We start from the raw sequence: 25,715 nt of genomic DNA, 5'->3' as shown, positions 1-25,715 counted from the left end.
GACGCTACATTCCGGAATACAGTAGGTACCTAGAGGAAAGTATTGGCTGGAGGCGCCGAAGTGACCGAGACCACACCCGAGCTGGCCTGCCCGATCGCCCCGGTGGTCGACATCGTCTTCAGCCGGTGGACGACGCCGATCCTGTGGGCGCTCAAGGAGTTCGGGCGCCAGCGGTTCGTCGAACTCGAACGCCGCATCGCCACGATCACCCCGAAGGTGCTCACCCAGCGGCTGCGGCAACTGGAGCGCGACGGCCTCGTCGTGCGCACCTACCACGCCGAGGTGCCGCCGCGGGTCGAGTACGAGATCAGCGAGCTCGGCCGCAGCCTCGGCCCGTTGTTCGCGTCCCTCTCGGAGTGGTCGGGCAACCTCGGCAAGGTCGAAGCCGCCCGGCAGGCCTACGACGAACGCGGCTCGGCCAGGTAGGCCTGCCCGGCAGGCCGTGGCGTTCCGCCGGCCGGGACCCTATTCCGTCACCTGCCGCGCGGTCGCCATCGCGCGCTCGGTCTCCCAGAACGCGCGCACCGAGCGGATCAGCCCGTCCTCGCCGACGCGGTAGACGAACACCCCGTCGGTGTCGACGCGGTAGCCGCCCGGGAGGAACGTCGTGATCGTGCCGACGTTGGCCACCTCGTCGCCGCCCGCGTGGGAGTCGCGGATGGTGAACTCGAAGCGCTCCACGTTGGCGATCGTCTTGTCCCAGAACGCGCCGATCCCCTCCCGGCCGTGGTGCCCCTTGCCCGCCTCGTCGAAGAACGACGGGCCGACCGGGTCCTCGACCACCGCGTCCGGGGCGAACAGGGCCAGCCAGCCCTCCTTGTCCCCCGCCGCCACCGCCGTCATCGACGCGAGCGCCGCTCGCCGCGCGGGTGGCTGCTCGGCTTCGGTGTCCCAGCTGACCTGCACGCCCATCGGGGTCACTCCTCGAACTTCGCGATGATCTCGGTCCCGAACTTGCGGATCGCCTCGAGTTTCGGCCCGACCGGCGCGTCGAACCCGACGCCGTCGAACACCCACGGCATGGTGATGACGTCCGTGACGCCGGCTTCGGCCTGCGCGCGGTAGCCGTCCAGGCCGAAGGCGTCGACGCAGACCGCCTGGTACTCGAACGGGTCATCGGCGCGGCCCTGCTCGGCGAGCAGCTCCTTCAGCCGCGCGATGGTGGACCGCAGGTCGTCGAGCTTCATCATCGCCGACGACCAGCCGTCGGCCACCCGCGCGGCGCGCTTCAGCGCGACTTCGGTGTGGCCGCCGATGTAGAACGGCACCCGGCTCGGCGGCGCCGGACTCATCTGGATCTTGTCGAAGTCGTAGAACTCGCCGTGGTACTCGACCATGCCGCCGCCGAGGATCAGCCGCAGCACGTCGATGGCCTCGTCGACCCGCTTGCCGCGCCGCTCGAAGGGCACGCCGCAGTACTCGAACTCCTGCGGCAGCCAGCCGACACCGAGCCCGAGGCCGAACCGGCCGCCGGTGAGCACCGCCGCCGAGCCGACCTGGCGGGCCAGCAGCACCGGGTTGCGCGAGCCGAGTTTCAGCACCGAAGTGTAGAAGTGGATCCGGCTGGTCACCGCCCCCATCGCCGCGGTGGCGACGAGCGGGTCCACCCAGGGCGTCTCCGCGGTCCAGAACCGGCTGCCGTCAGGGGTGTACGGGTAGTCCGTGTCCACCGTCTCGGCGTAGAAGAGCGAGTCGGGCAGGGCAATGGAGGCGAAGCCGGCCTCTTCGGCGGCCCGGGCGAGCTCGCCCAGCTGATCGAGGGGGTTCATCGCGATCGACAGGGTGAACTTCATGACCGAACTATAACGTGTTCTATTTTACTCGGCCAGGCCCGCCGTGGGCCCGGTCACTCGGCGGGAACCCACCGCGTAGCGTCCGCGTTGTCCGAATCAGAGGTGACCACCGGTCACCGAGCCCCGAACTTCTGGGAGTGGTCCATGGGCACCGCGATCTTCCTGATCGTGCTCGTCGTCGTGATCGTCGGTGGCGGCCTGTATTTCTCGCGGCAGCGCGCCGCGGCCCGGCAGCGGGAGCTGGACGACGCCAAGGCCGACGCCCGGCGCCTGGTCGAGCGGCTCGGCGGGCAGGTCCTCAACCTGAACGGCACGGACACCGCATCGCAGCAGGCGATGGCCGACGCCGCCGAGCGCTACAACGCCGCCGGCTCGCAGATGGAGCAGGCGCGCACGATCGAACAGGCCCGGCTGGTCAAGGAGACCGCCATCGAGGGCCTCTACTACGTCCGCGCCGCGCGCCTCGCGATGGGCATGGACCCCGGGCCGCAACTGCCGGAGGAGGCCGAGCGCGAGCGCGCCGGCAAGGTCACCGAGCGCCGCGACGTCGACGTCGAGGGCCAGCACTACTCCGCGTCGCCCGAGCCGGGCCAAGACACGCCGTACTACTACCCCGGCGGCCGCGTCGCGGGCCGTCCGGTGCCGCAGGGCTGGTACAGCGAGCCGTGGTGGAAGCCCGCGCTCATCGCCGGCGCCTGGGGTCTCGGGTCGATGTTCCTGTTCAGCGCGATGTTCTCCGGCATGAGCGGTATCGCGAGCGCCTCGGCGTGGGAGTCGGGCTACGACGCGGGCCAGCAGGACGCGCTCGAGTCCGGTGACATGGGCGGCGACGCGGGTGGTGACGGCGGCGACGCGGGAGGCGACTTCGGCGGAGACGGCGGCGGCGACTGGGGCGGCGGTTTCGACGGCGGGGGCTTCGACGGCGGCGGCTTCGACGGCGGCGGCTTCGACTTCTGAGCCCCGTCCGAACGTCTCGGATGACTCGTTCAGGACCCCGGAGGTCCTGAACGAGTCATTCATGACCGCGCGGTACTCAGGGGAGCTGGCACTTCGGGCACCAGTACAGGTTCCGCCCGGCCAATTCCGAGTGCTCCACCGGCGTCCCGCACACCAGGCACGGTTCGCCGGCGCGGCGGTAGACGTAGACCTCGCCGCCGTGGCGGTCCACCCGGGCCGCGCGCCCCATCGCCTCCGGCAGGTGCTCCGGCCGGACCGTGTCGATGCGGCCGGCGCGAACGCCGTCGCGCATCAGGGTCACCAGGTCGGCCCACATGTCGTCCCACAAGGCGCGGTCCAGCGCGCGCCCCGGCGTCAGCGGCGCGACGCCGTGGCGGAAGAGCACCTCGGCGCGGTAGACGTTGCCGACCCCGGCGAGCACCGCCTGATCCATCAACAGCGCCGCGATCGACGTCTTCGAGCGCGAAATCCGCGCCCAGGCCAGCTCCGGTTTCGCGTCGCGGCGCAGCGGGTCCGGGCCGAGCCGGGCCTTGATCGCGTCCGCCTGGTCCGGGGAGATCAGCTCGCAGCGGGTGGGCCCGCGCAGGTCTGTCCAATGTGTCCGGCCGGCCAGCCGGAGCCGGACCTGGCCCACCGGTTCCGGCGCGGGCAGCGGGGACTCGCCGAAGACGCCGTACAGCCCGAGGTGGATGTGCACGACGCCGTGCGGGCCGTAGTCGTGGAAGAGGTGCTTGCCGTACGCCTCGGCGCCGGCGAACACCTGACCGTCCAAACGGGACGCTTCGGCGGCGAACCGGCCCTGCGGGCTGCTCACCGCGACCGGCGCGCCGGCGAAGCGGCGCCTGTGCAGCCGCGCGAGCCGGTGGAGCGTGTGCCCCTCGGGCATCAGGCCTCCGGCAACGCCGGCGGGGTCCCGGTGCGCTCGTAGTCGAGCAGTTGCCGCACGCGGCGGGCGTGCCGCTCCTCCGGCGAGACCTCCGTCGCCAGGAACGCCTCGACGATCTCGACGGCCTCCTCGGCGGTGTGCATCCGGGCGCCGACGCCGATCAGCTGGGCGTGGTTGTGCTCGCGGCACAGCTTGGCGGTCTCGACGCTCCAGGCCAGGCCGGCGCGGGCGCCGGGGACCTTGTTGGCGGCGATCTGCTCGCCGTTGCCGGAGCCGCCGACGACGATGCCGCGGCTGCCCTCGTCGGCCACCACGCGCAACGCCGTCTCGACGCAGAACGCCGGGTAGTCGTCGTCCGCGTCGTAGACGTGCGGACCGATGTCGGTCACCTCGTGGCCCTGTTTCTCCAGGTGAGCCACCAGGTGGTTCTTCAGCTCGAAACCGGCATGGTCGGATCCCAAGTAGACACGCACGGCCAGGAGTCTGCCACCCCGGCCGCGGTCGGGCATGCTCCGGGGGTGGGCATCTGGGAGCAGACCGGCAGCGACGTGCGGCTCGACTGGGGCGCCGAAGGGGTCGCCGCGCTCGGCCGGGAGTGCGCGGTGCTCGTCGTGGTCGACGTGCTGTCGTTCGGCACCACCACGGACCTCGTCGTCGGCCGCGGCGGCCGGGTGCTGCCGGTCCGGTGGCGCGACGAGCGCGGGGTGGCGCGGGCACGCGCGGCCGGGGCGGTCATCGCGGGTGAGGGCGAATTCACCCTGCGGCCCTCGTCTGTGCCGGAAATCCCGCCGGGGACCCTGCTGGCCCTGCCCTCCCCCAACGGCGCGACCCTGTGCGCCGCCGCGGCGGAGACTGGCGCGCGGGTGCTCGCCGGCTGCCTGCGCAACGCCTCCGCCGTCGCCGCGAAGGCGCACGAGCTGGGCGGCCCCATCGGCTTGATCGCGGCCGGGGAGCGCTGGGGCGTGAACATTTTCGGCCAGAGCGAAACGTCCGGTCCGCTGCGGCCGTGCGTCGAGGACCAGGTGGGCGCCGGGGCGATCGCCGCCGCACTGGCCGCGCACGGGCTCTCGCTGTCCGCCGAGGCGGCTCTCGCGGCGCGCTCCGTCGACGTCGGGGCCCTGGCGAGCTGCGTGTCCGGGCGCGAGCTGATCGAATCCGGTCACGGCGGCGACGTGACGCTGGCCGGGGAAATCGACGTGAGCGACGCCGCTCCCGTCCTGACCGAAGGAGTACTGGCATGACCGGCCGCTGGATCGAAGTCGCCGACGGCGTCCACGCCCGCCGCTACGAGGAGCTGGACCTGACCGTCGGGCTGATCGTGGGCGCCGAACGGTGCCTGGTCGTCGACACCCGCGGCGACCTCGAACAGGGCGCCGAGCTGGCCGCCGCCGTCCGCGAGCTCACCCCGCTGCCCTGGGCCGTCGTCTACACGCACGCGCACTTCGACCACGCGTGGGGCACCGAGGCGTTCCTGCCCTGCGAAGTCTGGGCGCACGAGCGCTGCGCGGCCGAGCTGTCCGGGGACACCGAAGCCGCCCGCTCTGCGTGGATGGCTCACTACCGCGACGAGGGCAAACCCGAGATCGCCGAAGCGATCGCGCGCACGAGGATCACGGCACCGGACCACACGTTCACCGACCGCGTCGAGCTGGACCTGGGTGGCCGCACAGCGGTGCTGCTGCACCCCGGCCCCGCGCACACCGGCCACGACGTGGTGGTGCACGTCCCGGACGAGGCCGTCGTCTTCGCCGGCGACGTCGTCGAACACGCCGAGTCCGGGTTCACCACGGGGTCGTTCAGCGACGAGACCGACCTCACCGCCTGGCCGGACGCGCTCGACGCGATCCTCGCGCTGGCACCCCGCGTCGTGGTGCCCGGTCACGGCGAGCCGGTCGACGCGGAGTTCGTCCGCTACCACCGTGACGGCCTGCACGAGCTCATCACGCTGAAGGCGGGCCTGGGCCGCGGCGAGACGACCGAGGTCGCCGCCGTCGCCGCGTCCCGCTACCCCAGCGAGGTCACCTTGGCCGCGCTGCAGACCCCCTGACGAGGGGGCACTTTCACGTGAAAGTGCCCCCTCGGGAGCGTCAGTTGAAGTTCAGTTCGCCCGTACGGGTGCGCTTGAGCTCGAAGAAGTCCGGGTAGGCCGCCAGCGCCACCGCGCCGTCGAACACCTTCAGCGCGTCTTCGCCACGCGGGATCGAGCTCAGCACCGGGCCGAAGAACGCCACGCCGTCGATGTGGATCGTCGGGGTGCCGACGTCCTGGCCGACCGGGTCCATGCCCTCGTGGTGGCTCTTCTTCAGCGCCTCGTCGTACTCGGTCGAGTGCGCGGCCTCGGCCAGCTCGGCCGGGGCGCCGATCGCCTCCAGGGCCTCCTTGATAACCGTGTCGTAGTCCTTGACGCCCTGGTTGTGGTAGCGAGTGCCGAACTCGGTGTAGTACTGGCGCAGCACCTCTTCGCCCTTGAGCTGCGACAACGCGACGGCCACGCGCACCGGGCCCCAGCCCTTCGCCAGCAGCTCCTTGTACTGCTCGGGCAGCTCGTCCCGGCCTTCGTTGAGCACCGACAGGCTCATGATCCGGAAGTTCAGGTCGAGGTTGCGGTGCTTCTCCACCTCCAGGATCCAGCGGGAGGTGATCCACGCGAACGGGCAGATCGGGTCGAAGTAGAAATCGACCTTCGTGGGCTGCTCGGCAGCGGTCATCGGGGTACTCCTCCAAGCACGTCTCGATGTGGGCGGACCCCCACACGACGGGCCAACACCGGGCAACGCGGGGTTGTTCCCTTATCGCCCGCCACCCCGTCCCCATGATTGGATGCGGAGAGTTGAAAACCGATACCAACGACCAGAGGTGCCTGTGCCCGCCCCCAACCTGACCCGCGACCAAGCCAAGCTGCGCGCGGATCTGCTCGACGTCACCGGTTACGACATCGAGCTCGATCTGACCGACGGCCACGGCGGTCCCGGGGAGAAGACCTTCGCGTCGACGACGACCGTCCGGTTCTCCAGCGCCCGGGCCGGTGAATCGACGTGGGTCGACATCGTCGCCGACCGCGTGCACTCGGCCACCCTGAACGGCGCTGACGTCGACGTCAGCGCGTATGTCGAGGACAAGGGCATCGCGCTGGCCGGGCTGGCCGAAACCAACGAGCTCACGGTGACCGCCGACTGCCGGTACATGAACACCGGCGAGGGCCTGCACCGGTTCGTCGACCCGGTCGACGACGGCGTCTACCTGTACACCCAGTTCGAGACGGCGGACGCCAAGCGGATGTTCGCCTGCTTCGACCAGCCCGACCTGAAGTCGGTCTACCGGCTCACGGTCGTCGCGCCGAAGGACTGGAAGGTCGTCTCGAACGCCATCGCCGAGTCCACCGAGGAGACGCCGGAAGGCGCCGTCCGCACGGTGTTCAAGGAGTCCGAGCGGATCTCGACGTACCTCGTCGCGCTGGTCGCCGGCCCGTACGCCGAATGGCGTGACGAGTACACCGACGAGCACAAGACCATCCCGCTCGGCATCTACTGCCGCGCGTCGCTGGCCGAGCACATGGACGCCGACCGGCTGTTCACCGAGACCAAGCAGGGCTTCGGCTTCTACCACCAGAAGTTCGGCACGCCCTACCCGTTCTCCAAGTACGACCAGCTGTTCGTGCCCGAGTTCAACGCGGGCGCGATGGAGAACGCCGGCGCGGTGACGTTCCTGGAGGACTACGTCTTCCGCAGCCGCGTCACCCGGTACGCCTACGAGCGGCGCGCCGAGACGCTGCTGCACGAGATGGCGCACATGTGGTTCGGTGACCTGGTCACCATGCGCTGGTGGGACGACCTGTGGCTGAACGAGTCGTTCGCCACCTTCGCCAGCGTCCTGGCCCAGGCCGAGGCGACCGAGTACAAGAACGCGTGGACCAGCTTCGCGAACATCGAGAAGTCGTGGGCCTACCGCCAGGACCAGCTGCCCTCGACGCACCCGATCGCGGCCGACATCGTCGACCTGCACGCGGTCGAGGTCAACTTCGACGGCATCACCTACGCCAAGGGCGCGAGCGTGCTCAAGCAGCTCGTCGCCTACGTGGGCCTGGACCACTTCCTCGACGGCCTGAAGGTGTACTTCGGCAAGCACGCCTGGGGCAACGCGACCCTGGCGGACCTGCTGGGCGCGCTGGAGGAGGCGTCCGGGCGCGACCTGTCGTGGTGGAGCGCGCAGTGGCTGGAGACCACCGGGCTGAACTCGCTGAGCCCGCGCTACGAGGTCGGCGCGGACGGGACGTTCACGTCGTTCGCCGTCGTCCAGTCCGGCGCCAAGCCGGGGGCCGGCGAGCTGCGCACGCACCGCGTCGCGGTCGGCGTCTACGACGAGGACGCTTCCGGCAAGATCGTGCGGACGCAGCGGGTCGAGCTGGACGTCGACGGCGAGCGCACCGAGGTCCCGGACCTGGTCGGCCGGCCCGCGGGCAAGCTGGTCCTGGTCAACGACGACGACCTGACGTACTGCACGATGCGCCTCGACCCGGCGTCGCTGACCACGCTGATCGACCGCATCGCGGACATCACCGAGCCGCTCCCGCGCACGCTGTGCTGGTCGGCGGCGTGGGAGATGACCCGCGAGGCCGAGCTGAAGGCCCGCGACTTCGTCACGCTGGTGCAGCGCGGCATCCACACGGAGACCGAGGTCGGCGTGGTCCAGCGGCTCCTGCTGCAGGCACAGACGGCGCTGAACTCGTACGCGGAGCAGGAGTGGGCGGCCTCGACGGGCTGGCCGGTGTTCACCGCGCGACTGCTGGAGCTGGTCCGCGGCGCCGAGCCGGGTTCGGACCACCAGCTGGCGTTCGTGAACTCCCTGGCCGGCTCGGTGCTCGACGACGCCACGCTGGAGGTGCTGTCCGGCTGGCTGGACGGGTCCGCGCCGCTGGAAGGCCTGACCGTCGACACGGACCTGCGCTGGCGCCTGCTGCACGCGCTGGTGGCCCACGGCAAGGCGGCCGCACCGGAGATCGACGCCGAGCTGGAGCGGGACAACACGGCCACGGGCCGCCGCCAGGCGGAGCGGGCGCGGGCGTTGAGGCCGACGTCGGAGGCGAAGGCGGACGCGTGGCAGCGCGCGGTGTACGACGACGAGCTCCCGAACGCGGTCAGCGACTCGCTGATTTCGGGCTTCTCCCACCCGGGCCAGAAGGCACTGCTGGGCTCGTACGTGGCTCGCTATTTCGAGGTGATCGACGAGGTGTGGCAGCGCCGATCGAGTGAGCGCGCACAGCCGATTGCGATCGGCCTGTACCCGTCGTGGGCGGTCGGCCCGGAGACGGTGACGGCCTCGGACGAGTGGCTGGCGGGCGAGCACCCGCAGGCCCTCCGCCGCCTGGTTTCGGAGGGCCGGGCGGGCATCGTGCGAGCCTTGGCGGCCCGGGACTTCGACGCCCAGGCCGGATGATCACCGAGGGGGCGGGTTCGTGCTCCGGCACGGCCCGCTCCCCCGGCCACGGCACGCCCGCCTTGGTCCGCTCCGCATGGCCGGCCCTCGGGCTGCCGTGCCGGACACGGTCCATCCGGCACGGCTGTCCTGGCGCAGCCCACCCCTCGGCACAGCCGCCCTCGGCGCAGCCCGCCCTCGGCCCGGCCCAGCCCACCGGCACGGCCGACCTCCGGCCACACCCCCCTGCCGACCCGATACGCAGCCGCATCAGCGGCCGCCAGGTCGTGTCAAGGCACGCTTTCCCGCCTTGACACGACCTGGCGGCCGTTGAACAATCCGGCGTTCGGGCCGGCGGGAACCACCCGGCAGAGCGCAAATCCGGGCAAAACACATCCCGCCCTCCCTGGGGGCTGCCCCCGCTTCCAGCGTATCGGCGGCCTCCGACAGAACCCGGCCGCCAACCACCGCAGCCACCCAGGTTGTCCACATCCCGACCCACCTGTGCACAAGCTGTGACCACGCTTGCCAGGCCGCATTCCGGAACCTCCCCAGCTTCGGTTCAACGCCCCCCATCAACCAGCCACGAAGCGGCCACCGCAGCCCCATCGGTCCGCATCACGGCCGCGACCGCCCGGGCCCGGGCGGCGGTTTCCGGCGCCAACGCCCGATCGAGCGCGGTCGACAGCGACTCGACCGTCGGCGTCGGACCCTCGTGCGCCACCCCGATCCCCAGCTCGGCCACCCGCCCGGCCCAGTACGGCTGGTCCACCATCTGGGCGACCACCACCTGCGGCGCACCGGCCCGCGCGGCCACCGTCGTCGTACCGGCGCCGCCGTGGTGCACCACCGCGGCCATCCGGGCGAACAGGGCGTGCAGGTTGACCTCGCCGACCGCGCAGCAGTCCGCGCCGTCGTCGATCAGCGACAGATCGGCCCAGCCCCGCCCGACGACCACCCGGCGCCCCCGGGCCCGAATCGCCTCGATGGCCACCTCGGCGACGCCTGCCGGGGCACGCATGCTGCCGAACCCCACGTACACCGGGGGATCACCGGCGTCGAGGAACGCCGTGACCTCGTCGGGCAGCGGGCGGTCGTCCGGCAGGATCCACGCACCGGTCTGCCCGACGTCGAGGCCGGACGGCTCGGGCCACGGCGCCAGCACCGGATCCGCGGCCAGCCAGGGCCGGTCGGTCAGGACGTGGCGGCGGACGTCGTCGACGGCGGGCAGGCCCATCGCCGCCCGGTGGGCGTTGAGCGCGGCGCCGAACAGCTCGTTGTAGTTGCGGGCGTCCAGCGCCCACCGCGCCTCGTGGTCGGTCGCCTCGGGCGGGAACGGCCGTTCCGCGAACGGCACCGGCGAATGGTGCGGCGAGGGCAGGATGACCGGGCAGTAGCTCGCATACCGGTAGCGCAGACCCAGTTTCTCGGCCACCGACCGCGCCGCGACCGGCATCAGCCCGGCCGCCACCAGCGCGTCACACCCCTGCGCCGCCGCGGCCAGCCCGTCGAACTGCGCGGCGATCAGCTCCGCGACGCGCTGGGAGCGGTCGCCGGCCGGCGGTGGCATCGCCCCGTGCAACACCGGGCGCACCGGCCAGCCGACCGGGATCAGCTGCACATCGGCACCGGCCAGGCGCTCCGCGAAATCGGGTGGCGCGCACACCCGCACCTGCGCGCCCAGTTCCCGCGCCCGCACGGCCAGCCCGACCAGAGGCTCGACATCCCCGCGCGACCCGTAGGTCGACAACAACACGCGCACGTGGCCACTCCCGTCTCCGCCCGCCAGTTTGGACACGGGAACGGGGATCGCGGGCCCGCAGTTCTACCCACGCACCAGGTGTTCGGGTGCCTGAAAAGGGAGCGGCCGAAGACGAAAGTGCCCCGCACCTCAGCCCGAGGTGCGGGGCACTCCGAAAACCCGAAAGATCAGCGGGGCGCGGGCCCCGCCTGATCGGACAGCATCCGCAGCGCGTTCACCAGGCCGTTGACCAGTCCGCGGACCAGGTCACCCTCCTTGAACGACGCCACCATGCTCGCCACCGCCAGCTTGGCGCCACGGTCCGGGAGGCGCAGGTGCGCCGCCTTCCCCGTGACGATCTCGATCAGGCGCTCGCCCGGGGAGACCGCGATCAGCACCGAGTTCAACGGGTCCGCCGTCGTCGCGTGCAGCTTCTCCGCCGCCGCGCGGCTGTCCGGGCCCAGCTCGCCGAGGTACAGGCTGAAGTCGAGCCCCGTCTCCCGCGAAGCGAACGTCAGCGCCTCGTCGAGGCGGGCCAGCTGGCGGGTGTTGAACGGCCCGGACGGCGCCGCCGGCTCGTACATCTTGGCCGCGGACACGCGTCCGGTGGCCATCAGGGCCTCGCCGTAGCCCAGCTCGGACTCGTCGACGCGCTTCGTCAGCTCACCAGTTGCCACGAGCGCCTCCAGCCGCGGTCGGGGCGCCCTCGGGCGCGCTGTTCTCGGTGCCGGCGTGCCGGTGTCCGGTGCCCGCCCCTTCGGGGTTGGCGCTCCACCACATGGCCGGGTACTCCCAGGCCTGGCCGGACCGGTGCCGCGGGGCACCGCCGGACCTGCGCCGGAGCGTCAGCAGCCCGGCGAGGCCGTAGATGGCCAGCGGGATCACGGCGAAGACCACGATCGTCTCGACAACGTTCACGGCGCTGAGCGTATCGGATGACCTCCGCACCCACCGCGCGCGGCGCACTCGACCGTTCGTCGTAAGCCGACTGCCGTCCGCCGCTTGGCTCGCGGGCACTGGAACGTTGGGGCGAAGACCGTCGGGCCGAAAGGTTGCAACTCAACGTACAGGCGGCCGCACCCGCCGCTGTCGTCTTGTCGGGACCTTGAAATCCTCGTAGCTTTTTCACCTGTACGGGCCTTGCGCCCCGCCCGCCAGCCCCAGCAGGTAACGCACCGGTCCCAGGAGGCCTTGCCATGAACAGCGTCCACACGCCCGCACAGGCGATCACCGAGACCTTCTCGTCACTGAGCGAAACCGAATCCGTCCCCGGAACGCGTGTGACGGCGGGCACAAGGGTTACCCGGGGTACACGTGTCACTCGCGGTACACGGGTGACCGCCGGAACGCGCGTCACGATGGGCACCCGGGTGACGGCGGGCACGCGGGTCACCCGAGGGACCCGAGTCACGCGTGGCACTCGCGTCACGATGGGCACGCGTGTGACGGCCGGCACGCGAGTCACCTGCGGCACCCGCGTCACGCGTGGCACGCGTGTCACCCGCGGCACGCGCGTCACCATGGGCACCCGCGTCACCTGCCAGAGCGACTACACGCTCGCCGCCTGACCCGTTCCTCCAGGGCCGCGCGTACCGACCTGAACGTCGCGCAAGCACCCGGCTCGCCCCGGCCGCCGCACAGGCAGCCGGGGCGCCGGCTTGTCCGGGCCCTCTCGTCCGCGCGTCAGGCAGCGGCGTCCGCAGCTCCGCCCACCGGAAGAGCTAGGCGGCGGAGCCGAGATACGGCCGCCAAAGCGGGTCGGCCTCCTTGGAGTGCGCGAGCAGCCGCCAGTGCGGGCCGTGGGGCGCCCGCGGGACGATGCGCAGCCGCCAGCCGATCTCCGAGAGCAGCCGGTCCGCCTTGCGGTGGTTGCACTTGGCGCAGCAGGCGACGCAGTTCGTCCAGCTGTGGGGGCCACCCCGGCTGCGCGGAACGACGTGGTCGATCGTCTCGGCCCGCCCTCCGCAGTAGGCGCAGCGGTACCGGTCCCGGTGCATCAGCCCCGCGCGGGTCAGCGGCACCTGCGCGCGATACGGTACGCGCACGTACGAGCTGAGGCGGATCACCGAGGGCACCGGCAGCGAAACCTTCGCCGAGTGCAGCTCGTTCCCGCCGGGGTCACCGTGGACCACTTCGGCCTTGCCGCACATCACGAGCACGACGGCGCGCCGCAGCGGCAACGCGGTCAGCGGCTCGAACGTGGCGTTGAGCAGGAGCACCCGGCGCCTGCCCCAGGCCGGGGCGGCCGGATCCCGGCCTCTACTACGCTGTCCGGGCGGGCGGGTCACTCCCCCTGGGCGGGTCCCCGGCCCGGCCGGGACGGTTCCGCCGGATGCGGAACCCCCCGGATAGGCACGCAGAACCACCTCTGGCACCTCGTCGGCCGTGGCTTGGCCGGAGGCGCCGCGGGGGCTGGGTTGTCGGTCTGGCACTCGACCACCTCCAGGGGCGTAGGCATAGTCGACCACAGAACAGGCCCCCAGCGCACGTGTGTTACAGGACGTGTCACATCCGCGCGACCCAACATCCACTCGGCGTTGGGGTGCCCGACCCGATCGGAAGGATGAACAGAACCCCGTGCTCCCCGTCCTCACCTCCGTCAAGACGCCGTGCATCGACGACCTCAGCACCTTCTGCCACCAGGTGTTCGAGGTCACGGGCAACGAGTGGCTGGCGGGTTCGGCGAACTGGCTGATCACCAAGCCGATCAAGATCCTTATGATCATCGTGATCGCGTTCGTGGTCCGCCTGCTCGTGAGACGGCTGATCAACCGCGTCACGACCCTGCCCAAGACGGGCGGAAAACTTCCTTCGATGCTGCGCCCGCTGCGCGAGCGGGCCCCGGAGGTGCTCGGCTCCGCGATCATCGAACGGCGCCGCCAGCGCGCGATGACCATCGGCTCGGTGCTGAAGTCGATGGCGACGTTCCTGATCTACGGCCTGGCGTTCATCCTGGTGCTGGGCGAGCTCGGCATCAACCTGGGCCCGATCATCGCCTCGGCGGGCATCATCGGTGTCGCGATCGGGTTCGGCGCGCAGAACCTGGTCAAGGACTTCCTGTCCGGGATCTTCATGATGGTCGAGGACCAGTACGGCGTCGGCGACGTCGTGGACGTCGGCGAGGCGTCCGGCACGGTCGAGTCCGTCGGGCTCCGGATCACCACGCTGCGTGACGTCAAGGGCACGGTCTGGTACGTCCGCAACGGCGAGGTGCTGCGCGTCGGCAACTCGAGCCAGGGCTTCGCGGTGGCGGTCGTCGACGTCCCCCTCGGCTACACGGCCGACGTCGAACGCGCGACGACGGTGCTCGCGGCCGCGGCCTCCACGGCCACCGAGAGTGACGCGCTGAAGGACAACGTCCTCGAGCCGCCGGAGATGCTGGGTGTGGAAAGCGTCACACCGGAAGGTCTCCAGCTGCGCCTGACCGTGAAGGTCCGCCCGGGCAAGCAGTGGGCGGTGCAGCGGGCGCTGCGTGCCCAGCTGCTGGCGGCCCTGGAAGAGGCCGGGTTCGAGCCGCCGCTCGGCCGGCTGTTCCCGCCCGCGGCCCCGGCGGCCGGGAAGTAGCGGCCGCGAGCGCCGTTACGCTGGGGAGCGGGTTCACGACCATCCGGAACAGAGCGGACCGGGCGTCGGGAACCCGCACCCCAAGGGCAAAATGGAAGGCGTGTCTGCAGTGAGCGAACCGGCGAACCTCTACGAAGCGATCGGCGGCGAACCGACGTTCCGCCGGATCGTCGGACGGTTCTACGAGGAGGTCGCGCGCGACGAGATCCTCCGCCCCCTCTACCCCGAAGAGGACCTCGGGCCCGCCGAAGAGCGGTTCCGGCTGTTCCTCATGCAGTACTGGGGCGGCCCGCACACCTACTCCGACCAGCGCGGGCACCCGCGGCTGCGGATGCGGCACGGGCCGTTCAAGATCGGGCCGATCGAGCGGGACGCCTGGCTGCGGTGCATCCGGATCGCCGTCGACGAGGAGAACCTCGAGGAGCCCTACCGCGGGCAGCTCTGGGCCTACCTGGAGATGGCCGCGCACAGCATGATGAACAGCTTCGTATGAGACCGGAAGCCTGGTGGCAGGACGCCGTCTTCTACCAGGTCTACGTACGCTCGTTCGCCGATTCGGACGGTGACGGCGTCGGGGACCTGGAGGGCATCCACTCCCGGCTCGGTTACCTGGAGCTGCTGGGCGTCGACGCGCTGTGGCTGACGCCGTTCTACCGCTCCCCCATGGCCGACCACGGCTACGACATCGCCGACCCGCGGGACGTCGACCCGATGTTCGGCACCCTCGGCGACTTCGACGTGCTGCTCACCGAGGCCCACAAGCGCGGCATCAAGGTCACCGTCGACGTGGTCCCCAACCACACCAGCAACCAGCACGCCTGGTTCAAGTCGGCGATGGCCGCCGCGCCGGGCAGCCCGGAACGCGACCGGTACATCTTCCGCGACGGCGTCGGCCCGAAGGGCGAAGACCCGCCGAACAACTGGGTGAGCGCGTTCGGCGGGCCGGCCTGGACCCGGGTGCCGGACGGCCAGTGGTACCTGCACCTGTTCGCGCCCCAGCAGCCGGACCTCAACTGGGCCAACCCCGAGGTCGCCGCCGATCTGGAGCGCACCCTGCGGTTCTGGCTCGAACGCGGCGTCGACGGCTTCCGCATCGACGTCGCGCACGGCATGGCCAAGCCGCCGGGCCTGCCGGACATGGATCCGCGCGCCGACGCGCTGGGGCCGAGCCACTACTACGACCCGCGCTGGGACAACGACGGCGTCCACGAGATCCACCAGATGATCCGCAAGGTCCTCGACGAGTTCCCGGACGCGATGGCGGTCGGCGAGCTCTGGGTGACCGACGAGGAACGCCTGTCGCGCTACCTGCGGCCCGGCGAGCTGCACCTGGCGTTCAACTTCCGGCTGGTGCTGACCCACTTCGACGCCGACGCGATGCGCACGGCCATCGAGCGCTCCCTGGCCGTCCCGGCCCGCACGGGTGCCCCGGCGACCTGGACGCTGGGCAACCACGACGTCTGGCGGCAGGTCAGCCGCTACGGCGGCGGGGCGGCGGGCGTGCGCCGCGCGCGGGCGATGGCGCTGGTCGAGCTGGCCCTGCCGGGCACGGTGTACCTGTACAACGGCGAAGAGCTGGGGCTGGCGAACGTCGAGCTGTCGCCGGCGGACATGGCCGACCCGCGCGCGAAGACCAGCGGAGCCGAGTTCGGGCGGGACGTCTCGCGGGTGCCGTTGCCGTGGGAAGGCGACCTGCCGCCGTTCGGCTTCTCGCGCAACCCGCGCACGTGGCTGCCGATGCCGGCTTCATGGGCGGGGTTGACGGTGGAGAAGCAGATCGAGGACGCGGACTCGACGCTGTCGCTGTACCGCGCCGCGATCGAGCTGCGCAAGACGCATTCGGCGTTCACGGGCGACGAGCTGGAGTGGTACGGCGCTCCGGCGGGGTGCTTCGCGTTCCGGCGGCGCGGGGGTGGCCTGGTGTGCGCGCTGAACACGTCGGCTTCGCCCATCGCCCTGCCGCCCGGTGAGGTGCTGCTGTCGAGCAGTCCGCTGGTCGAGGGGAAGCTGCCCGCGGATTCGGCCGCCTGGCTGGTCTAGCCGGGATCTTGGTCCTGGAGGGCTTTCAGGTCGGCGACGAGGTGCTCGACGCTCTGCAGTGTGTCAGGGTGATCTTCGCCCAGGACACGCTTACGGCGAGCCAGAATGTCCTTGTCGAGTTCGTAAGCCTGCCGGTACTCGCCGAGCCTCCTGAGGCCCGAGGCAAGGTGGCTGGCGGCCATGAGGGAATTGGGGTGATCCTCGCCGAGGATCCGTCGGCTACGGTCGAGGGTGTCCTGGTTGAGATCACGGGCCCGCTGCCATTCGCCGAGTACCCACAGGTTGCTGGCAAGGTTGACGGCGGTGGCGAGAGTCTCCGGATGATCGGCCCCAAGGACCCGCCGAATGCGGTCGAGGGTGTCCTGACCGAGATCACGGGCCCGTTCACATTCGCCGAGTACGTACAGAGTGCTGACGAGGTTGCTGGCAGAGGTAAGGGTGTCTGGGTCGTCTTCGCCGAAGACACACTTGCGGCGGGTGAACGTGTCCTGGTCGAGGTCGTAGGCTTGCTGATATTCGCCGAGTGCCATGAGGTTGCCAGCGAGGTTGTTGGCAGTGCTGAGCGTGTCGGGATGGTCCTCCCCGAGGACGCGTCGACAGCGGGCAAGTGTGTCCTGGTCCAGGTCGTGGGCCCGCTGATGCTCCCCGAGTTGACTCAGGCCGAGGGCGAGGTTGTTGGCTGATAGGAAGGTGCGGGGGTGGTCAACACCGTTCACCTCCACGCACAGTTTGTAACTTCGCTCGAACAGCGGCAAGGCAGCTCGGGGCTCACCGCGGGTCTGGAGATAGCTGGCAGCGCGGTCGAGCAGGTAGGCCACGTCGGATATCGCGGGCTGCACGTCACGGGAGCTGCCGGTCGCCACGAGCAAGTGCGGCAGCAGCGACTGCCACAGTGGCCACGCGGGTGGGTTGTTCCACGGATTGCCGGGAAGCCCGGCGCGAAGCACTCGGACGACGGTCACCGGCCAGCTCTCCCCGTCCACCGGTGTGTCGTGCCGGGTGCGCGCACGCAGCAGGGCGGCCGGAACGCGGTGCAGCTGCGCGGTGTTCGCCGTGACGTCGGCCATGCCCCGTGCGCGCAGGACGGTGGTGATGTCGGCCATGCCCAGCGGATCGCGAACGGCCGGCACGAGGTCCTCGGGCAGCTCGGTCAGCAACGTGAGCGGGACGGGTTCCGGAGCCAGCCAGGCGATGAACGTCAGCACCGGCAAGGCCGCGGGGTGGTCCTGCACCAGGCGGTCGAACGACAGGGCCCACGCCGCGGCCACCGAGGTCCGGTAGCCGGCCTGCTGGTGGCGGGCGAGCAGTTCTTCGGCCCGTTCGGCGAGCAGGGAGAGGTACGTGTCCGTGGTCCAGCCGGTGACCGACAGCAGCCTGCCCGCCTGGTCCACCGCGAGCGGTAGGTCGCCCAGTTCCTCCGCGATCCGGTCGGCGTCCGTCCCGGGCAACTCGGGCCGGTGGGTCTTCAGCACCTCGACCGACTCGGCGCGCGTGAACTCGCGCACCGGCAGTGCCGCCGCGACTCCGGTCCAGTGCGGGTTGCGGGACGTGATGATCACGTGCCCCTCGCCACCGGGCAGGAACGGCTGCAGCCGGATGGCGTCTTCGGCGTTGTCGAACACCAGCAACCAGCGGTCGCGCTCGCGCAGGGTTCCGTGCAGCCGGGCGACCGCCATGGTGGCCGGATCGCCGTCGGCGACGAGGTCGAGCGCGCGGGCCAGCTCGGCCAAGCGCCCGGCGATCAGGTCGGGGTCCTCCGAGGGGATCCACCAGGCCACGTCGTAGTCGTCGCCGTAACGGTGGGCGTACTCCAACGCCGCCGTCGTCTTGCCGACCCCGCCCATCCCGTGCACCGCCTGGACCACCGACGGCTGCCCGGACCGCAGCGTCTCGTGCAGCATGGACAGCAGTTCTTCGCGGCCGGTGAACTGGACCGTCCGGCCCGGGATCCCCCAGATCCGTCCCGCGGGCATCGACTGCTGCCGCGGCCGAGGGAGTTCGACCAATGCCTGCAGCAGGGCCGTCTCCAGCTGTTCGGGGGTGGACACCGTCTGGAGGGTGATCCCGCTGTTCCGCAACCTCCGGCGAAACGCCTCCTGCCGGTCGGCATGGTGAAGATCGCCGAACAACGCTCGTGGGCCCTCGGTGTCGTCGCCGAGCAGGAACACCAGCCGAGGCAGCCCGAGAGTGGTCGCCGTTTGGAACTCCTGCTCGGTGTACGACACGTCCGTGCGGCCGCGGACCAGGGAGCCGTAGCGGAAGCCGGCGATCAGGACGTAGACGTCCGCCTCTGCCAGCTTCTCCTGGTCCACCTGCTCGGGCGTGATGTCCCGGGCGGTGAAGTAGGCCATGTCCGCCACCGCGTCGCCGGCCCGGGTCACCGCCGACTCCGCCGCCTCGATGAACGACCGTGGCTGCGGCAGCTCGCGCAGTTCACTCGTGTGGCTGAGGAAGACTCGCCGCGCCGACGGCTTCTTCGGCGGCTCGACCGTCACCGCACGCCACTCCCCTCGGGCAATCCGGCAGCTACACCGGAGAGTCTCCCGAAGGTGACCCGATGTTACGGCTTCAGCTGCTCTGGTCACCCGAGCCGTCGTCGAAGGCGCCGCTCGCCAGCCACGCCACCAGGGCCGCGGCCTGGAGGTAGGGCGCCGCCTGGGCGGCCGCCCGGCCCGCCGCACGCGTGCGGCCCCACCTCTCAGGTCTTTCGGCGCGCTCCGGCGCCTGCTCGCCCGCCGGACGGTCGCGCCGCCACGATGGCTGCTCGGCGCGCACCGAATCCAGGAACTCCGCGGTCGGATCCTCGTCCGGGCTCATGCCTCCAGCGTGCCACCGCCCGGCAGGAAACGGTGGCCGCCGTAAGACATCCGTCAGAACGAATCAGAACGAGTCAGAACAGCAGCGGCAGCAGCGCGTGCCGGCGCCGCACGATGGCGCCGTACCGCGCGTCCAGGCGCAGCCACGAGTCCGTCGCCGTCACGCGGACGACGTCGCCGTCCACGTCCGAGTCCACGAAACCCATGCCGGACATCGCGAACAGGCAGCGCATCTGGACCTTGACCTCGACCGAGCCGCCGGTCACCGTCAGCACCGCCTGGTCCATCAGGGACGCCGGTGGCGTGCCGTGCGGGCCCACGTTGTCCCTGGCCAGGGTCACGCCGCGGTCCGCCAGCTCGGAGACCACGCGCGCCGGGAGCTCGTCGACCAGGGGCCAGCGGCCGGGCGGCGGCAGCTCGCCGTGCCACAGCAGGTCGCGGGCCGGGCCCGGGTCCATCCGGGGCCCGCCCGCCACGGTCAGCGCCGCGAGCAGCTCGTTCCCGGACACCGTGACGTCGCCCGGGGTGACGTCGCCGGCCACCGCGCGGGTGGCCAGGCACTCGAACGGCGTCGCCGTCCAGGCCTCGACCACGCCGTCGCCGCGCTGCCGCAGCCGGACGGCCGTCTGGCCGTCCAGCCGGACCGCGCGGGCGACGAACGCGCCGAGGGTCTCCCGGTCGGCCGCGTCCGGCACGAACAACTCAGGCATCCGCGAACCCCTGCTTCAGAAACTCCGACTCGGCCGGGCTGAGCCTACGCGGCCGCAGCGCGACCGTGTCGTACGGCGCCAGCACCGTCTCGGCGGTGACCGCCACCGGGTCGTCCGCGGACGGCCCGCCGCGGACGCGGTAGGCCAGCGTGAAGCTGGCCGCGCGCAGCTCGGTCAGGTCGATGTCGACGCGCAGCTGCTGCCCGGACACCACGATCGGCGCCTTGTAGGCCACTTCGAGCCGCACCACGACGATGCCCTTCGGCAGCTGCTCGAGCCCGGCGTTCACCGCCCCTTCGAACAGCAGCGGGATCCGCGCCTCTTCGAGCAGCGTCACCATCTTCGCGTGGTTGATGTGGCCGTAGACGTCCATGTCCGTCCAGCGCGGACGGATCAGCGAAACGTAGGTCATCGCACCGTGCTCCGGATCTGGCGGGCCGCCACCGACAGCATCGCCAGGTCGAGCCGCTCCGACTTGGTGATCTCTTCGAGCGCGACGCGCGTCCGCTGCAGCCGGGACGCGTTCGTCTTCTCCCACTGGGCGATCTTGGCGTCCGCGGACGACCCGGGATCACTGTGCCGCAACGCGTCCAGCGTGATCGCCCGCAGCGAGCCGTAGACGTCGTCGCGCAGCGACAGCCGGGCGAGCGCGTGCCAGCGGTTGCCGCGTTCGAGCTTGCTGATCTCGGTGAGCATCTGGTCGATGTCCAGGTGCGCCGAGAGCGCGTAGTACAGCTCCGCCGTCTCGGCCGGGCTGTGCGTGGCGTCGACGCCGATCTGCTGCTCGGCGAGCTCGGCCACCTCGGTGACGTCGAGCAGGCCGAAGGTGTGCAGCAGCAGCGACACCCGGCGGGCCAGGTCCGCGGGCACCCCGGCGCCGATCAGCTCCTCCGCGTGCGCCTGCACCGACTCGGCCTCGCGGCCGCGCAGCAGGTCGCCGATCTTGGGAACGAGCTTGTTCAGCACCCGGCCGAAGCGCTTGATCTCCGACAGCGGGGCCAGCGGCTGCGGCCGGTTGGTGAGGAACCAGCGCGCGGCCCGGTCGAGCAGCCGCCGCGTCTCCAGCACCATCGCGTCGGCGACGTCGGTGTGCACGACGTTGTCGAGCGCGTCGATCTCCTTCCACAGCGCGGGAAGGTCGAACACCTGCGTCACCACGGCGTACGCGCGCACCGCGTCGGTCGCCGTCGCGTTCATCTCCTCCATCAGGCGGTAGACGAAGGAGATGCCACCGCCGTCGACGACCTCGTTGGCGATCAGCGTGGTGATGATCTGGCGGCGCAGCGGGTGCTCGCCGATCTCGGCGCCGAACCGTTCGCGCAACGGCTTCGGGAAGTACTCGGGCAGCCGGGCCGCGAACACCTTCGAGTCGGGCAGGTCGCTGGCCAGCAGTTCGTCCTTCAGCTCCAGCTTGACGTGCGCGAGCAGGGTCGCCAGCTCCGGCGAGGTGAGGCCCTTGCCCGCCTTTTCCAGCTCGCGGAACTCCGAGTTGCTGGGCAGCGCTTCGAGCTTGCGGTCGAAGGCCCCCGCGGACACCAGCGCCTGCACCTGGCGCGCGTGCACCGACAGCATCGGGGCGGCGTGCGCCCGGCTGACGCCGAGGACGGCGTTCTGCCGGTAGTTGTCCTTGAGCACCAGCGCGCCGACCTCGTCGGTCATCTCCTCCAGGAGCTCGTTGCGCTGTTCGCGCTCCAGCTTGCCGGTCTGGACGAGGTGGTCGAGCAGGATCTTGATGTTGACCTCGTGGTCGGAGCAGTCGACGCCGGCGGAGTTGTCGAGCGCGTCGGTGTTGATCTTGCCGCCGTTGCGGGCGAACTCGATCCGGCCCAGCTGGGTCAGGCCGAGGTTGCCGCCCTCGCCGAACACCTTGACCCGCAGCTGCTTGCCGTCGACGCGGATGGCGTCGTTGGCCTTGTCCCCCGCCGCCTGGTGGCTTTCGGTCTCCGCCTTGACGTAGGTGCCGATGCCGCCGTTCCAGAGCAGCTCGACCGGCGCCAGCAGGATCGCCTGGATCAGGTCCATCGGCGCCAGCGCGGTGACGCCCTCCTCGAGGCCGAGGGCCGCGCGGACCTGCGGGCTGATCGGGATCGACTTCGCCGTGCGCGGGTAGATGCCGCCGCCCTCGCTGATCAGCGAGCGGTCGTAGTCGTCCCACGAGCTGCGCGGCAGGTCGAACAGCCGGCGGCGTTCGGCGTACGACGCTGCCGCCTCGGGGTTCGGGTCGAGGAAGACGTGCATGTGGTTGAACGCCGCGACCAGCCGGATGTGCTCGGACAGCAGCATGCCGTTGCCGAAGACGTCGCCCATCATGTCGCCGATGCCGACCACGGTGAAGTCCTCGGTCTGGGTGTCCTTGCCCAGCTCGCGGAAGTGCCGCTTGACGCTCTCCCAGGCGCCCTTCGCGGTGATGCCCATGGCCTTGTGGTCATAGCCGACCGAGCCGCCGGAGGCGAACGCGTCGCCCAGCCAGAAGCCGTACTGCGCCGAGACCTCGTTCGCGATGTCGGAGAACTTCGCGGTGCCCTTGTCGGCCGCGACGACCAGGTAGGAGTCGTCGGCGTCGTGGCGGACGACGTTCGGGGCGGGCACGGTCTTGCCCTCGATGCGGTTGTCGGTCAGGTCGAGCAGGCCGGAGATGAACATGCGGTAGCAGGCGATGCCCTCGTTGAGCTGGGCGTCGCGGTCGATGGTCGCGTCACCGCTCGGGGCAGGCGGGCGCTTGACGACGAAGCCGCCCTTCGCGCCGACCGGCACGATCACCGCGTTCTTCACCGCCTGCGCCTTGACCAGGCCGAGGATCTCGGTGCGGAAGTCCTCCCGCCGGTCCGACCAGCGCAGGCCACCGCGCGCGACTTCGCCGAAGCGCAGGTGCACGCCCTCCACGCGCGGCGAGTACACGAAGATCTCGAACTTCGGCCGGGGTTCGGGCAGATCGGGCACGCCGGCCGGGTCGAGCTTGATCGCCAGGTACGGCCGCGGCTTCCCGTCGGTGCCGGTGACGTGGTAGTTCGTCCGCAGGGTGGCGCGGATGACGGCCATCAGGCGCCGCAGGATCCGGTCCTCGTCGAGGCTGGTGACCTCGTCGATCATCGCGTTCAGCTCGGCGGCGAGCGCTTCGGTGGCGGCTTCGCGGTCGGCGTCGGACAGCTGGGGCGCGAACCGGGCTTCGAACAGCCGCAGGAGCTTGGTCGCGACCGGCGTGTGGTTCAGCAGCGTGTTCTGGATGTAGTCCTGGGAGAACGCGCTGCCGGCCTGGCGCAGGTACCGGGAGTACGCGCGCAGCACGGCGGCCTGGCGCCAGGTGAGCCCGGCCCGCAGCACGAGGCCGTTGAGGCCGTCGACCTCGGCGTCGCCCCGCCAGGCGGCCTCGAAGGCGTCCTGGAAGCGGCCGCGCAGCTCTTCGACGGCGTGCTCGTCGGACTCGTCGAGCATGTTCTGGTCGACGCGCAGGCCGAAGTCGTAGATCCAGCAGGCGCCGCCGTCTTCGCGGTGCAGCTCGTACGGCCGCTCGTCAACGACCTCGACGCCCATGGCCTGCAGCACCGGGAGCACCTTCGAGAGCGTGACGCCTTCGCCGCGCAGGTAGAGCTTGAAACGCCGCTCGCCCGGCCCGGCGTCGGCGGGCTGGTAGAACGACAGCGCGAGGTCGCCTTCGTCGGTGAGCGAGTCCAGCGAGCGGAGGTCGGCCAGCGCCTCTTCGGCGGTGAAGTCCTCTTTGTAGCCCTCGGGGAAGACCATCGCGAAGCGCTGGCCCTGCTCGGTGGCCGACTCCTCGCCGACGATCCCGACCGCGACCCCGCCGTCGGCGCGTTCCCGGCGTTCGTCGAGGACGGCCTCGACCATCCGGTCGTCCCAGGTGCGGACGGCGTCGTTGAGCCGGTCCTGGATCTTGAGCGTGTCCGGTTCGAGCCGGCGCGCCGGGTCGGTGTGCACGACGAAGTGCACCTGCGCCAGCACGGTCTCGCCGATCCGGGCGCTGTATTCGAGCTGGGTGCCTTCGAGCTCTTCGAGCAGGACTTCCTGCATCGCCAGCCGCGAGCGCGTCGTGTAGCGGTCGCGCGGGAGGTAGACGAGGCAGGAGTAGAAGCGGCCGTACGGGTCCCGGCGCAGGAACAGCCGCAGCCGCCGGCGGTCCGAGAGCGTGATCGCGCCGGTCGTCGTCGAGTACAGCGAGTCGGTGTCGGCGGAGAACAGGTCCGCGCGCGGCCAGTTCTGCAGGATCTCGAGCATCCGCTGGCCGGAGAACGATTCGATCGGGAAGCCGGCGCGGTGGATGACCTCGCGGACCCGCTTGCAGACGACCGGGATGTCCAGGACGTTCTCGTGCAGCGCGGTGGTGGTGAACATGCCGAGGAAGCGGTGTTCGCCGGTGACCTTGCCCTCGGCGTCGAAGGTCTTCACGCCGACGTAGTACGGGTAGACCGGGCGGTGCACGGTCGAGGGCGCGCTCGCCTGGGTCAGCACCAGCAGGGTGGGCGCGAGGGCGGTGGTGGCGGTGTCCGGGCCGGCGGTGAGGCCGCGGGCGGCGAGGCTGTCCTGGCGGAGCACACCCAGGCCGGAGGCGAGGACGGCGCGCAGGGCGGGTTCGTCGGTGTCCGGGTGCGGGTTCTCGATCAGCTCGTAGCGCCGGTAGCCGAGGAAGGTGAAGTGGCCGTCGGCCAGCCAGCGCAGCAGGCGGGCCCCCTCGGCAACCTCTCCCTGGGGCAGCTTCGGCGGGTCGGTTTCCAGTTCGCTCGCCAGCTGGCAGGCCGTCTGGGCCATCTTTTCGGCGTCCTCGACGACCTCGCGGACGTCGCCCAGCACGCTGGAGAGCCGGTTGTCGAGCTCGCGGGCGCGGTTGCGGTCGGTGACGAAGTCGATCTCGATGTACATCCACGACTCGGCGGCCGAGTTCGCGGGCGGCTCGGCCGGGTCCGCTTCGGGGTGGACTTCGAGCAGTTCGCCGGTGAGGTCGCGGCTGACCACCACGATCGGGTGAACTATCCGCTGCACCTGCACGCCGTCGCGGGCGAACTCCGCGGCGATCGAGTCGACCAGGTACGGCATGTCGTCGGTGACGACCTGCACGACGGTGGCTTCCCGCGCCCACCCGTCCTCGGCGACGGTCGGGTTCAGCAGCCGCACGGCGGGGCGGCCGGGCATCCGGTGCTTGGCCAGCTGCAGGTGCGACCGGACGGCGCCGACCAGGTTGACGGGCTCGTCGCCGACGATCTCTTCGGGCGGGAGGTGCCGGTAGTAGAGCCGGATGAGCTCACCGATCTCCGGCGCCAGCCCGGCGGCTGCGTCGATCAGGTCGTCCCTGATCTGCTCCGGGCTGGCCGAGGAGCGCGGAGCGCCGAATTCGGGTTCGGCGTCGGCTCCGGTTCCGGGTAGGGACGAGACTCCGGTCGAGCTCATTTGAGGCAACTCTCCAGTTTGCGTGAGGTGGCACCGTGCCGGTTCGGCGTTGAGCCGGCCACCCCACACTAATGCGCCGCGATCCGGGATCACATGAAGACCCGGAGGTTGCCCGGCACGCAAAAACCCTTCGGGGGCAGGGAATTCGCGTAATCGGTCAAGCTACTGACGGGTTGTCTTCAGCGCGCCCGCGCGGCGCTGACCAGCCGTGCTCGCCGGCCGTTACACGGCGGGGAGCCAACCTGATCGGTTCAGTTGATCGGGTGCGTTGCCGTTCGGCGAACGCTGTCGGCCAGTCGGCGACGCCGGAGAGCGACGGATCCCCCGACGGTCACGCGGCAACAGGTCGGCGACGAATCGGGGTGTCTCACCGACGGGATCCGGCTCGGGGTGAACCCC

General features: G+C 71.0%; 23 protein-coding genes. 9 read left to right on the top strand and 14 right to left on the bottom strand.

Annotation, left to right across the window (positions count from 1 at the left end; all coding sequences use genetic code 11):
* Window positions 1–60 precede the first annotated feature (60 nt).
* Window positions 61–426, top strand: coding sequence for a winged helix-turn-helix transcriptional regulator (locus DV20_RS07075; protein ID WP_043777493.1), 366 nt, complete (start codon window positions 61–63; stop codon window positions 424–426).
* 39 nt (window positions 427–465) lie between these two features.
* Here the strand turns inward: DV20_RS07075 and DV20_RS07070 are convergent, their stop codons facing one another.
* Together DV20_RS07070 and DV20_RS07065 are read right to left on the bottom strand one after the other, a co-directional pair.
* Window positions 466–912, bottom strand: a complete 447-nt coding sequence (locus tag DV20_RS07070; RefSeq protein ID WP_043777485.1) for a nuclear transport factor 2 family protein — start codon at window positions 910–912, stop codon at window positions 466–468.
* A 5-nt stretch (window positions 913–917) separates the two neighbouring features.
* Window positions 918–1,793, bottom strand: a complete 876-nt coding sequence (locus tag DV20_RS07065; protein WP_043777482.1) for an LLM class F420-dependent oxidoreductase — start codon at window positions 1,791–1,793, stop codon at window positions 918–920.
* A 144-nt stretch (window positions 1,794–1,937) separates the two neighbouring features.
* On the opposite strand from DV20_RS07065, the gene DV20_RS07060 reads away from it, so the two are divergent.
* Window positions 1,938–2,750: a hypothetical protein gene (locus DV20_RS07060; protein ID WP_043777480.1), complete on the top strand. Its 813-nt coding sequence runs from the start codon at window positions 1,938–1,940 to the stop codon at window positions 2,748–2,750.
* Between the two features lie 76 nt (window positions 2,751–2,826).
* Here DV20_RS07060 and DV20_RS07055 read toward each other — a convergent pair whose 3' ends face one another.
* The gene (locus DV20_RS07055) at window positions 2,827–3,636 is read right to left on the bottom strand and encodes an Fpg/Nei family DNA glycosylase (RefSeq protein ID WP_043777477.1); all 810 of its coding nucleotides are present in this window, start codon (window positions 3,634–3,636) and stop codon (window positions 2,827–2,829) included.
* Window positions 3,636–4,109, bottom strand: coding sequence for a ribose-5-phosphate isomerase (locus DV20_RS07050; protein ID WP_043777474.1), 474 nt, complete (start codon window positions 4,107–4,109; stop codon window positions 3,636–3,638). The genes DV20_RS07055 and DV20_RS07050 overlap by 1 nt, the downstream gene beginning before the upstream one ends.
* 45 nt (window positions 4,110–4,154) lie before the next feature.
* Between DV20_RS07050 and DV20_RS07045 the strand changes: the two genes are divergently transcribed.
* Both DV20_RS07045 and DV20_RS07040 read left to right on the top strand, forming a co-directional pair.
* Window positions 4,155–4,877 carry a 2-phosphosulfolactate phosphatase gene (locus DV20_RS07045; protein ID WP_043777472.1) on the top strand — a complete coding sequence of 241 codons (723 nt, stop codon included), beginning with the start codon at window positions 4,155–4,157 and terminating at the stop codon, window positions 4,875–4,877.
* Window positions 4,874–5,683 carry an MBL fold metallo-hydrolase gene (locus DV20_RS07040; protein WP_043777470.1) on the top strand — a complete coding sequence of 270 codons (810 nt, stop codon included), beginning with the start codon at window positions 4,874–4,876 and terminating at the stop codon, window positions 5,681–5,683. The genes DV20_RS07045 and DV20_RS07040 overlap by 4 nt, the downstream gene beginning before the upstream one ends.
* A 40-nt stretch (window positions 5,684–5,723) precedes the next feature.
* Here the strand turns inward: DV20_RS07040 and DV20_RS07035 are convergent, their stop codons facing one another.
* A complete protein-coding gene (locus DV20_RS07035) occupies window positions 5,724–6,344 on the bottom strand; it encodes a mycothiol-dependent nitroreductase Rv2466c family protein (protein WP_043777468.1) in 621 nt (206 codons plus the stop codon).
* Window positions 6,345–6,498: 154 nt separating this feature from the next.
* On the opposite strand from DV20_RS07035, the gene pepN reads away from it, so the two are divergent.
* Window positions 6,499–9,069, top strand: a complete 2,571-nt coding sequence (gene pepN, locus DV20_RS07030) for an aminopeptidase N (RefSeq protein WP_043777467.1) — start codon at window positions 6,499–6,501, stop codon at window positions 9,067–9,069.
* Between the two features lie 541 nt (window positions 9,070–9,610).
* Here pepN and DV20_RS07025 read toward each other — a convergent pair.
* The 3 genes from DV20_RS07025 to ctaJ all read right to left on the bottom strand — a co-directional run bounded on the left by DV20_RS07025 (window position 9,611) and on the right by ctaJ (window position 11,707).
* Entirely contained in the window at window positions 9,611–10,810 is a 1,200-nt protein-coding gene (locus DV20_RS07025; RefSeq protein ID WP_043777465.1) for a glycosyltransferase, read from the bottom strand.
* Between the two features lie 167 nt (window positions 10,811–10,977).
* Window positions 10,978–11,466 carry a DUF5130 family protein gene (locus DV20_RS07020; RefSeq protein ID WP_043777463.1) on the bottom strand — a complete coding sequence of 163 codons (489 nt, stop codon included), beginning with the start codon at window positions 11,464–11,466 and terminating at the stop codon, window positions 10,978–10,980.
* Window positions 11,453–11,707, bottom strand: coding sequence for an aa3-type cytochrome oxidase subunit CtaJ (ctaJ, locus tag DV20_RS07015; RefSeq protein WP_043777461.1), 255 nt, complete (start codon window positions 11,705–11,707; stop codon window positions 11,453–11,455). The genes DV20_RS07020 and ctaJ overlap by 14 nt, the downstream gene beginning before the upstream one ends.
* Window positions 11,708–11,985: 278 nt before the next feature.
* Here ctaJ and DV20_RS07010 point away from each other — a divergent pair, with 278 nt between their 5' ends.
* Entirely contained in the window at window positions 11,986–12,357 is a 372-nt protein-coding gene (locus DV20_RS07010; protein WP_043777459.1) for a hypothetical protein, read from the top strand.
* A gap of 153 nt (window positions 12,358–12,510) precedes the next feature.
* Here the strand turns inward: DV20_RS07010 and DV20_RS07005 are convergent, their stop codons facing one another.
* A complete protein-coding gene (locus tag DV20_RS07005; RefSeq protein ID WP_043777456.1) occupies window positions 12,511–13,008 on the bottom strand; it encodes an HNH endonuclease in 498 nt (165 codons plus the stop codon).
* 358 nt (window positions 13,009–13,366) lie between these two features.
* Here DV20_RS07005 and DV20_RS07000 point away from each other — a divergent pair, with 358 nt between their 5' ends.
* From DV20_RS07000 to DV20_RS06990, 3 genes are all read left to right on the top strand, one after another.
* Window positions 13,367–14,353 (top strand): mechanosensitive ion channel family protein, encoded by a 987-nt coding sequence (locus DV20_RS07000; protein ID WP_235190728.1) that lies wholly within the window; start codon window positions 13,367–13,369, stop codon window positions 14,351–14,353.
* Window positions 14,354–14,462: 109 nt separating this feature from the next.
* Complete coding sequence (locus tag DV20_RS06995) at window positions 14,463–14,846, top strand: globin (RefSeq protein ID WP_043777453.1); 384 nt, start codon at window positions 14,463–14,465, stop codon at window positions 14,844–14,846.
* Window positions 14,843–16,393, top strand: a complete 1,551-nt coding sequence (locus DV20_RS06990; protein WP_043777446.1) for a glycoside hydrolase family 13 protein — start codon at window positions 14,843–14,845, stop codon at window positions 16,391–16,393. Before DV20_RS06995 ends, DV20_RS06990 begins: the two co-directional genes overlap by 4 nt.
* Here the strand turns inward: DV20_RS06990 and fxsT are convergent.
* The 5 genes from fxsT to DV20_RS06960 form a co-directional block, all read right to left on the bottom strand.
* On the bottom strand, window positions 16,390–18,888 hold the full coding sequence (gene fxsT, locus DV20_RS43720) for an FxSxx-COOH system tetratricopeptide repeat protein (RefSeq protein ID WP_084093349.1): 2,499 nt from the start codon (window positions 18,886–18,888) through the stop codon (window positions 16,390–16,392). The genes DV20_RS06990 and fxsT overlap by 4 nt on opposite strands.
* Before the next feature lie 73 nt (window positions 18,889–18,961).
* Window positions 18,962–19,210: a hypothetical protein gene (locus DV20_RS06975; RefSeq protein ID WP_043777443.1), complete on the bottom strand. Its 249-nt coding sequence runs from the start codon at window positions 19,208–19,210 to the stop codon at window positions 18,962–18,964.
* 73 nt (window positions 19,211–19,283) lie between these two features.
* The gene (locus DV20_RS06970; RefSeq protein WP_043777440.1) at window positions 19,284–19,919 is read right to left on the bottom strand and encodes a hypothetical protein; all 636 of its coding nucleotides are present in this window, start codon (window positions 19,917–19,919) and stop codon (window positions 19,284–19,286) included.
* A complete protein-coding gene (locus tag DV20_RS06965) occupies window positions 19,912–20,331 on the bottom strand; it encodes an acyl-CoA thioesterase (protein ID WP_043777437.1) in 420 nt (139 codons plus the stop codon). Before DV20_RS06965 ends, DV20_RS06970 begins: the two co-directional genes overlap by 8 nt.
* Entirely contained in the window at window positions 20,328–25,316 is a 4,989-nt protein-coding gene (locus DV20_RS06960; RefSeq protein WP_043777436.1) for an NAD-glutamate dehydrogenase, read from the bottom strand. Before DV20_RS06960 ends, DV20_RS06965 begins: the two co-directional genes overlap by 4 nt.
* Between the last annotated feature and the right edge of the window lie 399 nt (window positions 25,317–25,715).

It is taken from the genome of Amycolatopsis rifamycinica, from assembly GCF_000695625.1.
In the GTDB taxonomy this organism is placed as follows: Bacteria; Actinomycetota; Actinomycetes; order Mycobacteriales; family Pseudonocardiaceae; genus Amycolatopsis; species Amycolatopsis rifamycinica.
The sequence above is the reverse complement of the archived record's forward strand: the minus strand, read 5'-3'. Positions and strand labels throughout refer to the sequence as shown.